This window comes from Aurantimonas sp. A2-1-M11 (genome assembly GCF_036549475.1).
Taxonomy (GTDB): Bacteria; Pseudomonadota; Alphaproteobacteria; order Rhizobiales; family Rhizobiaceae; genus Aurantimonas.
Genome location: NZ_JAZHLI010000053.1, coordinates 20,130 through 30,694, shown reverse-complemented (window position 1 = coordinate 30,694; position 10,565 = coordinate 20,130). Strand labels below are relative to the sequence as shown.

Genomic DNA, 10,565 nt, shown 5'->3' with positions numbered 1-10,565 from the left:
CGGCGGAATCCCGCCAAACTGTCGATGACCAACAAACGATTGAAGGCCGGGTGGAACGAGAAATTCCTCGTCAGCCTCATCTCGTGAAATTCAACTCACCCGATTCCCCTGCGGGCATCTCCTGGTGGTTCGATCGTCGCCGTCCAGCGCTCACGTCTCGTGCCGCGGAGCACTGGCGCTCACATGGAGGGCAAGTCGTTGCTACTACGGACCAAACGAACTCAATGACGGAATGTTGCAGAACGAAACGTGGTGTTTTCATGATCACGATTGCGAGGGGCAGGGGCGCAGGACGCCAGATCCGAAATACAAGAGACCTCGGCAACTGGTATATGTCTGGGCGGGAGCAGGCTCAGGTGCCGGGAGACAAGCGGAATTCGAGTGCAGACGTCTTGGAAGAAGCTCGCGCCTGTCGTGTGTGAAAGACCACCTCCTCGCGAGGTTACGGTCCAAGACTATGTTGGCACGAAGCCGCGTCGACGAGCTCCGGCCGGCATGACTGCAGTTCGGCCGATTTCGGGCAGACGCAGTCCGGCATTCGGAATACGGGCTGCTCTCACAAGCAGATGGCGCGGCCGGGTGGAAACTCCCCGGAAGCGCCGTTTGAAACATCCCCACTTTGGCGCTGCCACCGCTCTTCCGGGGCGCGTGCCGGACGAGTAGCCAACGATGCCGCCACTCGTCCGGAGCCGGTGCTAGAGCACGAGCCAGCCTGCCAGCATAATCAGTCCGATCAGGGTGAGGATGACGATCCAGCCCATCAATGCCGAACGGATTGTCGTCCATGATGATCTCTCATGAGCCGAGCACAAGCGACCGTTGCCGCATCCCGTCCAGTGGACGTGCGACGTCATCGACGCAGGACGCGCCATGATTGCCGTGCTGGTCTATCGAACAGGGTCGAGGTTCAGGAGATCTGGACTGGAGGTGCGCGGGCCCAATTGCTGCGCGACAGCCCCGTAAAATGCCACTTGTCGAGAATAACGCCGCTACGGCCGAAATCGCCTGACCCGCCTGGCCCATTCCCGTCACCGAGCGCCATCGATGGCGGTTCAGACTTTGTGTCGCCACCAGGGGCGTTGCGCCGAACTTCGACTGTGTAAGACGGGGCGGCGTGGAAGGACCGTAGACTGCCGGCGACACCGATGACGCCCACATCTGAAGACAGCTTTACTGCGGGTGCCGTGAGGAAATCAGATGTGCCCGCCTGTGCCGGTGCCGCCAGACTGGCGATGAAGAACCCGATGACGCAGAGCAACCGGAAGCCTTGGGCTAGACCGGTTTGTATCCGCCTATACGGAGAGGGCGTGTGCATGGGGCTTTCCAGATGTGGCCACATCTCGTCTACCACAGTCGCCGATTGAGAAGTAGCTCGTGCTGGAGTGCGGACGGAACAAGTGCGACAGCGCTGCCGGATATCCAACGCCCATCCCAGTTGGGATATTTGGGCCTCGCAGCCTTCACATCAGCGAGGTCGTGTCCGTCGACGTGGTGGAAATTGGGTGTAACTGAAGCGGCTCCGTTTCAGGCGGCTGCGGTGGAAATCGGTATGGTTTCTGGCTTGGTGCCGGCGGCCATGAGTTCGGCCATAGGCTCGGTCTGCATGTAGCGGTTCTGCGTCTGCCATTCGTCGTTGGCTTCGAGGAGGACGGCGCCGATGAGGCGGATGATCCGGCCTTCGTTCGGGAAGATGCCGACGACATCGGCGCGCCGCTTCACCTCCTTGTTCAGGCGCTCCAGCGAATTCGTAACCGGTATGACAGTGGCGGTGCCTCCTGACCCGGCTGCGGTTTTTCCAACCGCGGCGTATGGTGAGACCATCCGGGACAGGGGGCACCGGGAGCACGCAAGTGCGGGCAAGCCGATCTATTCGATGAGCTGAGAGCTCGTTTTTGTAGCTGGCCGCCCCTGCGACCTGCCCGGTTGCGCCGAGAGCGCGGATCCGTAGGTGTCGTGTCGCCCGCAGCTCCCGTTTCCTAACCAGGAAAGGAGGAGCCGATGAGGCGGGTAATTGGAATGGACATCCACCGCACGTTTGCGGAGGTGGTGTTTTGGGAAGAAGGAAGGCTGCGCCATCACGGCCGGGTCGACATGACCCGGTCAGGCCTCGAGGGCTTCGGCCGCAATCTCCGGAAGGACGACGAGATCGTCGTCGAGGCGACGGGTAACGCGATGTCGGTGGTGAGGGTGCTGTCGCCCTTCGTTGCCCGCGTCATTGTCGCCAACCCGATGCAGGTGAAGGCGATCGCGCATGCCAGGATCAAGACAGACAAGATCGATGCTGGCGTCCTGGCGCAGCTTCAGGCCAGCGGCTTCCTGCCCGAGGTCTGGGTGCCGGATGATCGGACCGAACGGCTGCGTCGGCTGGTCGCCCGGCGCAATCAGGCCGTGCGGCATCGGACGCGGGTGAAGAACGAGGTGCACGCGATCCTCCAGGCGCACCTCGTGCCGAAGTGCCCGCACGCCGATCTGTTCAACAAGCGCGGCCGAGACTGGCTTACGAGACAAACAGTGCCGGACGACGAACGCGCCGCGATCGCCCGCCACATGCGCGAGATCGACCGTCTGGCTGACGACCTTGCCGATCTGGACGGCGATATAGCGAAGGACCTGGTAGACGATGCCGATGTCCAGCGGCTTTTGACGATCGCAGGGGTCAATGCCGTGGTCGCTGCCGGCATCGTTGCTGCTATCGGAGACGTTTCCCGCTTTCACGAACCGCAGAAGCTCGTGAGCTACTTCGGCCTCAATCCGAGGGTTCGTCAGTCGGGCCTGGGCATCGCCCAGTACGGACGGATCAGCAAGCACGGGCGATCCCATGCCCGCGGCCTCCTCGTGGAGGCGGCATGGGCTGCTTCGAAGGCGCCGGGTCCATTGCGGGCGTTCTTCCTGCGGATCCGCAACCGGCGGGGACATCAGGTCGCGGCGGTCGCCACGGCTCGCAAGCTCGCGGTCCTGATCTGGCCCCTTCTCACGAAGAAGCAGGACTATCTCTGGCTCCGACCATCCCTTGTCGCGGCCAAGCGACGTCAGCTCGAACTCAAGGCTGGCGCACCGTCCGAGAAGGGAAAGGGTCGGCGGGGTGCTGCCTACGCCTACAATCTCAAGGCCCTGCGAACCCGAGAAAGGGAAGGCTCTGAACAGGCTGAGAAAGCCTATGAGCACGTGATGCGGCATTGGCGCCCGCAGGGGGCGAGGACGAAACGGCGCACGGACGCCACAAGCGAGGAACGACAATGATGGCGGCGTGGCGGCGCTTGCATCCTCGAGCGCCGCTCTTTGCCACGTGGTCGTCCGTGCCAGGAGAAAATAGCAGATGATTTGAAGAAGCGCTTGTCGATGTCATCCGTAGAGTGGATTCGGGTCCGGTGTTGGCTGGGAAAGTCCAGATGCGTCAACACGTCGGTCTCGCTGTCGTCGATAAAGCCGCCGAGCTTGGGGCATTTCCCCCGGAGCTGGTCGGCGACGTGGCGCAGCGCTTGGGCAGCGCTGGCGCGATCAGGCTGGATGAAGGCCTGGCGCAGGGCCGCCGCCGCCATGCTCTGCTGCGCTTTCGGCACGTAGGACAAGGCGTTCCGAATCCAGTGGACGCGGCAGCGCTGCCAGGAGGCGCTGAACACCCGGCGGATGGCCGCCTTCAGTCCTTCATGAGCATCCGAGATCACGAGCTTCACGCTTGAAAGGCCGCGGCGCACGAGGCTCTTGAGGAAGGTCGACCAGAAGGTCTCCGCTTCCGAGGGGCCGATGTGGAGACCGACGATCTCGCGCTTGCCGTCCGTGTTGACGGCCACGGCGATTATCGCCGCGACCGAGACGATGCGCCCACCCTCGCGTTGCTTCAGATAGGTCGCGCCCAGCCAGAGATACGGCCATTCGCCGGTGAGCGGACGATCCAGAAAGCCGCCGACACGCTCGTCGGAGCGCACGTTGGGCAGGTTGCGCAGTAGGTACGGTTTTCTTTACGCTCGCACGTTCGATCTTGACCCTCACCCTACATCAGTCCCGGACATACAAAGCATGCCACAACCGCCGGATCATCGTCTCGAGCCGGGACGAAACTGCTTTCGGATCGACACAGCAGATCGGGCCTCGGTAATCGTCGATGCCAACGATTACTTCCACTTCGCCCGCGCCGCGATGCTGGAGGCCAAGAAGCGCATTACGCTGGTCGGCTGGGATTTCGACGCGCGGATCGGGTTCGGTCGCGATGTCTCGGACGGCGGACCAAGCAAGCTCGGGGACTTCATTCTCTGGCTCGTCGAGCGCTCGCCCGAGCTAGAAGTCTTCCTGCTGCGCTGGGACGTCGGCGCGACCGCCACTCTCTTTCGTGGCACCACGATACTGCGGCTAATCAGTTGGATGCGCCACCCGCGCATCCACACCAAACTCGACAGCGCACACCCGTCGGCTTCCTCGCACCACCAGAAGATCGTAATGATAGACGATTGCTTCGCCTTTTGCGGCGGCATCGACATGACGGGCGACCGCTGGGACACGCGCCAGCATCTCTACCAGGACGAACGGCGGCGCCGACCCACGACGCATCGACGCTACAAGCCATGGCACGACGCAACATCGGCATTTTCTGGGCCGATCACGACCGCGCTCGCCGAGGTCTGCCGGCAACGCTGGGATGCGGCCGGCGGCACGCCGGAGATGTGGCCGATCAACGACGTGGAGGCGACGTGGCCGGAAGGGTTGTGGACGCAGTTTCGCAATGTGCCGATGGCCATTTCGCGCTCCGCCCCGGAATATGGCGGGCGGCCAGCCGTGTGCGAGATCGAGCAGCTCTATGTCGACCAGATCGCCAGGGCCGAGCGCTTCATCTACGCCGAGAGCCAGTACTTTGCCTCGCGACGCATCTCCGAGGCGATGGCTGCGCGGCTCGAGGAACCGGATGGCCCGGAGATCGTGATCATCAATCCGATGACCGCCGAAGGTTGGCTCGAGCCGGTGGCCATGAATACCGCCCGGGGGCGTTTCGTTGAGGCATTGCAACGCAAGGACCGCCACGGCCGGTTCCGCATGTACCATCCCTATAATGATGGCGGCGAAGCGATCTACGTGCACGCCAAGGTCATGGTGGTGGACGACCAGGTGCTGCGTATCGGGTCGGCCAACATGAACAATCGCTCCATGCGTCTCGACACCGAGTGCGACGTGACGATCGATGCGGCTCTGGTGGGCGACCGCGACCTGCCCCGGACGATCGCGAAAATCCGCGACGACTTCCTTGCCGAGCACCTGGACTGCGATGCGGCGACAGTCTCCGAGGCGATCATCCGTTCTGGTTCCGTCATCGAAGCGATCGATGGACTCAGGGGAGCGGGACGCACGCTCAGGCCGTTTCGCATGCCGGATATCACTGACGGAGAGGCCTGGCTGGCGGACAACGAGGTGCTCGATCCGGAAGGGCCAGGCGAGATGTTCGAGCCGATCAGAAAACGCGGGCTTTTCCGGCGCTGGCGCGGTGGCCGGTCGTGACGCGCCGAGCGCATGTTCCGCGTAATCAGGCACCAGGGTCCCGCTCACCTCAGTTAATTTCCAATCGCAGATGGAACCGGCGATGTGATCCAGTCCCAACGTGTTTCGAGCCACCGGTAAATCCAACGCGGTCCCGATAAGTTGCGACGTCGCCATCGAGCCCCGGCGCATTGCAGTCCAGGCTGTGCTGTGCCGGAGGGCGCTCAGACGCCCGGCGCAACCTGGGTTGAGCCATGACCGCGGCAAATCGGTGCTTGCTTTGTATATTTGGGGGCAGTGGTAGACATGGGGCACATCGCTCGCTGCCGTTGTATCGCTCGGGCGTGGGGCTCGACGCCTATCGGGGGACATTATGCTCAAAACCGCGTCTGACACTGATATTCTCTTCAGGCGACTCCACCGCTCGACCGGCCTAAGCGTCGCGGACCTGGAGGGTTTGGAAACCCTACCGGTTCGGATCCGTGAGTTCGGACGAAACGAGACGATCAGTCGGGAAGGCGATCGCGTCGCGCATTGTCTGCTCGTTCTGGACGGGTTTGTCATGCGGTTCCAGGATACCCGAGATGGCAAGCGCCAGATCCTCTCGTTCTACGTGCCGGGTGACATCCCGGACCTGCAGACACTGCATTTGCCGACCATGGATCACAGCGTCGCCAGCATCACCCCCGCAAGGCTCGCGATGATACCGCATGCGGCGATCTGGGATCTGTGCGAGCGTAACCCTCTTCTGGCCAGAGCGCTCTGGCGGGAAACTTTGATCGATGCGTCAATCGCCCGGACATGGGTGCGCTGCGTCGGTCGCCTGTCGGCCCATGCCCGCGTCGCCCACATACTGTGCGAGCTCTACACCCGGCTCGATGCCGTGGGATTGGCGGAGGAGCCAATTCCTATGCCGATCACACAATCCGAGTTCGGCGATGCAATGGGTCTCAGCGTGGTGCAGGTCAACCGAACTCTTCGCGATCTGCGGGAGGCTGGGCTGATCACCGTCCAGAAACGGCAAATGAGGTTGCACGATCTGGCACGGCTGCAGCAGGTTGCAGACTTTAATCCGCTTTACCTGCATCTCGACCCGGCAGAGCGTTGATAGGCGCCCATCAACTCTCTTCGTGCGTAACGGATCGAAGACGGCCCCCATGCGTCTCTGCGAGGAGGGTCACTCATCCGGAGAACACAATGCCCCGCTATTTTTTCGACATTCATGATCATGAGAGGTTCAGCGAAGACGACACAGGCATTGAGTGCGGGACACTGGATGCGGTGCGTAACACGGCAGTTGAGGCGCTTCCGGATATTGCCAAGTCGGTGTCTCCTGCTTGTGACCACCACACGATTACGGTCACCGCCCGCTGTGAAACCGGCGAGAATGTCTTCAGGGCGACAATGAAGATGGACGCCGTCTGGCTGGGTAAGGTCTGAGGTTTCGCCCTTGGCGACTGATTGCCCCTGCCTGCGCATCCAAACGGAAATTGAGCGCAATCACAGAGGTGGCAGAATTCCGGGTGGGGACGGTGAAAATAGGCTGCATGGGAGTTCGTTCGGCACCAGAGCAGCCAAGCTGATCAACACCTTCCAGCGGGTCCAGAGCCGCACGATGGCGTTCGCTTTGTAGATGCCTGGAGCTGCCAGCTAACGTTCGGCTCGCGCGCAATCAGAAATTTTTGCTGATCTGGGTCTCCACTAGCAGCTTATTGTTGCGGTTCCATTCGCAGAACTGCGGATCGGCTTCCTGCTAGATAAACCCCAGATTGTCCGCGTCCGTGACCGCCAAGCGTAAAGAACCAACTCACGCTGATATCGCGAGGGGGGGGTATTTTTTGCCCAAGCATCGTGAAGCATGGGAACGTCCTCGATGCGAGACATTCCACTTGCCTACCGCTACACCGCGAATTTCGAATAGCTGGGAAGCAAAAGAGACTCCGATTAACGGAACGACCGACATGCTCCTGAATTGATGGAGGAAATAATCTTTCCGATCCGAGGAGAATGATCATGAAACGTAACGTTACCGCTGTCTATCGCAGCCTCGCCGTAGCCGACCTTGTTCGAAAGGATCTGGAGAGCCTCGGGATTTCGCGAGGCCATATCCATGTGCTTCCCGATGCGGACGAAACGGCGCGCAAGAGCGGCCCAGAGGCCGACCGCCGCTTGATGGACGAGTTTCATGATCTTCATTTGCCTGAGGACGATCTTCGCACCTATCAGCGCAGCGTGCGTCGCGGCGATTACGTCGTCTCTGTTAATGTAGACGACGAGCGCATCCAGCGCGTCCAGGAGATTATGCGTCGTCCGGAGGCCGAGGCCCATGATCTGGACGCTCTCAATAATGAGTTCAGGGAAGGAGTAGTCGTTGCCCATTCCGATACGTCCCGTAGCGCAAGCGATCCGCGACTGGTTGGGCAGCGCGACCTCGACCAAAAGGATCCATATCTGCGCTCCTACAAGCGAGACATATCCGCGACCGAGCGCTCCCCGCGTTAGTTTCAGGGGATAATTGAACGATACATTTATACAAAGGAGTTCAAAATGGCTGAATATCGAGATCCGAAGGTGACTACGCCGAAGCAGAACAAAAGCAGTGTCGGCAAGTGGGTTGGAATCATATTGGTTGCCATTCTCGCTCTTCTCCTTCTCGCTTGGCTACTGGGCGCAATTGGCGGTGACGATGAAGAGTTGGCGACCACGCCCACCGAGGTGCAGGGGGTGGTGCCGGCGGAAGAAGCGCCAGTCAATCCGGTGGACTGACGGCGTCCGGTGCTATTCATTGCAGGAGGGCTCCAGCAAGCCCTCCTGCAATGTGGCTTGCAAGCCACTCGCTCATTGAGATGGATGCAATCGACCTGTGACAGGCCGATGCCGTTGCGCTCGACCACTCATGGTAAACGAGCGCCGTTTCGAACGAGTCTCGTCTTGCGTCCCTAGCCGTGCAAGCAGGCTGCGCGGACGGATCAGAAAGCAGCAGCAGAAGAGAATTCGGAACGCCCGCTGGAACAGTGCACGTCCCGGTTCGTTGCGAATGCAGAGAAACCGAAATCCAGTTTGAGTTTCGGTGGCTTACCAATCGACATCGAAAGGTAAATTGTTATGCGCAATATTTTTGTCATCACGCTTCTGGCGGGTTCGGCGCTGAGCAGCGCTTCCTACGCCCAGGATAATAGCCCGGCCGAGGTTGAAGCCGACGTGGTTGTAGAGCCGGTTGCTCCCGTCATCAAAATGGATGTTCCGGAGCCGACGGTGGAGGTCGATCAGGCGGCCCCGGATGTCTCTGTGTCACAGCCGCAGCCGATCATCACCATGACGCAGCCCGCACCGACGATCACGGTCGATATTCCCAAGCCCACCATCACTGTCCGGATGCCCGATCCGAATGTGAACGTGGACATGGCGCAGCCGGAGATCTCGGTGAGCCAGGGCGAACCCACAGTCGCTATCGACGATTCCGGCAACGCCGCCGTCGCGGTTGACGACGACACGGATCAGGCCAATGTGACGGTCGAACAGGCCAACGCGAACGTCCAGCTTCGCCAGTCCGACCAGCGGCCGCAGATCAGCTACGAGCGTGAAGACGCGAACGTGGTTGTCAATCAGGGAGAGGGCGACCCGGAGATAATCTATCAGAACGCGGATGGCTCGCCCATGGCGAATGCGGGGAACACCGCGGCAGCCGGCCAGCAATCCTCCGCCACCGACAATGAGACTATGGCGATCAACCCCTCCGCTTCAGGGCAGCGCGAGGTCACGGTTGCAGTCATCACCGACTTTGACGTGATCGACGCCAATGGCGAAGCGCTCGGCGAGATCGACGCAATTGTCAGGGTCGACAATCGTCTCTTCGCAGTCGTTGAGGTTGGCGGCGTCCTTGGGATTGGAGAAAAGCAGGTTGCCATTCCGCTGTCGTCGCTGGTCGCAACGGAGAGTGGCATGACGGCAACGAACGTCTCGAAGAGCCAGGTCGAAGCGCTGGAAGACTTCGATGACGATCCATATCCGGCGCTGGAAGACGGAATGCTGATCACCGTCGGCCAGCAGTAAGCCGCTCCCGTCTACTCCTATGGGCTGTCGGACGATCCGACAGCCCAAAATTGTCGTGGACCTTCGCTAGAAATCGCTCAGTTGGTGAGGCGTTTGCTTTCTCTATGTGCGGTCAAAGACGGCTGGCGTGGTAATGACTTCGGCATCGCGGATGCGTGGTTTCCGGAACGCTCAAGATGAGAGCAAAGGCGGATGCATCATTTATCTGCGCATGAACGATTCTTTTGCTCTACGTTCCGAGTGCCTCAAGTCTGACAAAACGTAATTGGCGAACTCCGGAATAGGAAATAAAATCCGAAACGGGCCGGGATCTACCTGAACGCTCGGGATCTACCTGAACGCTGACTTTTCGGGCGGGTTTGTCGGTGTGTTGATGGGAGGCATAGCGTGAATCAGACCAGCCATAGCAACGAGCGGATCCCGGATAGTCAGCTCGTAAAGAGCCTTCTCAGTGTTACGAAGCTAACCCGCATCTACGTCGGCCTCGCCGTCCGTGACGCAGACTTGGTGGTCGGCCAAGACGACTTGATAAACATCTTGTCGGAACAACATCCTCAATCTGTATCCGTCATTGCGAAACGCTTAGCAGTTCAGTCGCCAACTGCATCAAAAATGCTTGGAGTGCTGGCCCGAAAAGGCTTCGTGAAGCGCGTTAAGTTTCGCAATGAACACCGAACGTCCGGCGTTGTTCTCTCCCCCGAAGGCGCGAGGGCCCAACGTGTGTTGTGGGAGATACGGAAGCGGTTGGAGGAGGATTTCGCCGGCGATCTTCCTGTATCAGAGATGCATGCGATCAAGGCTAGCTTTGACCTGGTCGATGGGCATTTCAAACGTAAAACACGCGTGCTTCGCGATCGCCAGAGTCAGAGTACCGCGTGATCGAGATCAAATCCATTTGGCCGAAATTCCGTTAAAACCTCACCAGAGCAAAGTTTCGCGGGGATGCCGTTTCCACACGTTTTTCGGATCGTGCTCGTGATCTCTAGCTTATCCTGCTTTCGTGGTCTTCGGCATGCTCGCCGCCGCACCGATAGCTTGGTTCTCGGCGC

General features: G+C 60.3%; 8 protein-coding genes and 2 pseudogenes. 8 read left to right on the top strand and 2 right to left on the bottom strand.

Annotation, left to right across the window (positions count from 1 at the left end):
• Positions 1-1,524: 1,524 nt before the first annotated feature.
• Positions 1,525-1,749 (bottom strand): annotated as a pseudogene (locus VQ042_RS19280) (transposase); the annotation flags it as partial.
• Positions 1,750-2,016: 267 nt separating this feature from the next.
• On the opposite strand from VQ042_RS19280, the gene VQ042_RS19275 reads away from it, so the two are divergent.
• Positions 2,017-3,240, top strand: a complete 1,224-nt coding sequence (locus tag VQ042_RS19275) for an IS110 family transposase (protein WP_331821938.1) — start codon at positions 2,017-2,019, stop codon at positions 3,238-3,240.
• Between the two features lie 92 nt (positions 3,241-3,332).
• Here the strand turns inward: VQ042_RS19275 and VQ042_RS19270 are convergent.
• Positions 3,333-3,917, bottom strand: a pseudogene (locus VQ042_RS19270) (IS256 family transposase); the annotation flags it as partial.
• Positions 3,918-4,137: 220 nt separating this feature from the next.
• Here VQ042_RS19270 and VQ042_RS19265 point away from each other — a divergent pair.
• The 7 genes from VQ042_RS19265 (at position 4,138) to VQ042_RS19235 (ending at position 10,395) form a co-directional block, all read left to right on the top strand.
• Complete coding sequence (locus VQ042_RS19265; protein ID WP_331821937.1) at positions 4,138-5,484, top strand: phospholipase D-like domain-containing protein; 1,347 nt, start codon at positions 4,138-4,140, stop codon at positions 5,482-5,484.
• A gap of 352 nt (positions 5,485-5,836) precedes the next feature.
• A complete protein-coding gene (locus tag VQ042_RS19260; RefSeq protein ID WP_331821936.1) occupies positions 5,837-6,571 on the top strand; it encodes a Crp/Fnr family transcriptional regulator in 735 nt (244 codons plus the stop codon).
• A gap of 89 nt (positions 6,572-6,660) precedes the next feature.
• On the top strand, positions 6,661-6,903 hold the full coding sequence (locus VQ042_RS19255) for a DUF6894 family protein (RefSeq protein WP_331821935.1): 243 nt from the start codon (positions 6,661-6,663) through the stop codon (positions 6,901-6,903).
• 573 nt (positions 6,904-7,476) lie between these two features.
• Complete coding sequence (locus VQ042_RS19250; RefSeq protein ID WP_331821934.1) at positions 7,477-7,965, top strand: hypothetical protein; 489 nt, start codon at positions 7,477-7,479, stop codon at positions 7,963-7,965.
• 45 nt (positions 7,966-8,010) lie between these two features.
• Positions 8,011-8,229, top strand: coding sequence for a hypothetical protein (locus VQ042_RS19245; RefSeq protein ID WP_331821933.1), 219 nt, complete (start codon positions 8,011-8,013; stop codon positions 8,227-8,229).
• A 339-nt stretch (positions 8,230-8,568) separates the two neighbouring features.
• Positions 8,569-9,516, top strand: a complete 948-nt coding sequence (locus VQ042_RS19240) for a PRC-barrel domain-containing protein (RefSeq protein ID WP_331821932.1) — start codon at positions 8,569-8,571, stop codon at positions 9,514-9,516.
• Between the two features lie 387 nt (positions 9,517-9,903).
• Positions 9,904-10,395 carry a MarR family winged helix-turn-helix transcriptional regulator gene (locus VQ042_RS19235; protein ID WP_331821931.1) on the top strand — a complete coding sequence of 164 codons (492 nt, stop codon included), beginning with the start codon at positions 9,904-9,906 and terminating at the stop codon, positions 10,393-10,395.
• The last annotated feature ends 170 nt before the right edge of the window (positions 10,396-10,565 follow it).

Bases quoted from the DNA above. Each gene is read 5' to 3' on its own strand.
- VQ042_RS19275 (WP_331821938.1), top strand. From the start codon at position 2,017: ATGGACATCCACCGCACGTTTGCGGAGGTGGTGTTTTGGGAAGAAGGA.
- VQ042_RS19265 (WP_331821937.1), top strand. From the start codon at position 4,138: ATGCTGGAGGCCAAGAAGCGCATTACGCTGGTCGGCTGGGATTTCGAC.
- VQ042_RS19260 (WP_331821936.1), top strand. From the start codon at position 5,837: ATGCTCAAAACCGCGTCTGACACTGATATTCTCTTCAGGCGACTCCAC.
- VQ042_RS19255 (WP_331821935.1), top strand. From the start codon at position 6,661: ATGCCCCGCTATTTTTTCGACATTCATGATCATGAGAGGTTCAGCGAA.
- VQ042_RS19250 (WP_331821934.1), top strand. From the start codon at position 7,477: ATGAAACGTAACGTTACCGCTGTCTATCGCAGCCTCGCCGTAGCCGAC.
- VQ042_RS19245 (WP_331821933.1), top strand. From the start codon at position 8,011: ATGGCTGAATATCGAGATCCGAAGGTGACTACGCCGAAGCAGAACAAA.
- VQ042_RS19240 (WP_331821932.1), top strand. From the start codon at position 8,569: ATGCGCAATATTTTTGTCATCACGCTTCTGGCGGGTTCGGCGCTGAGC.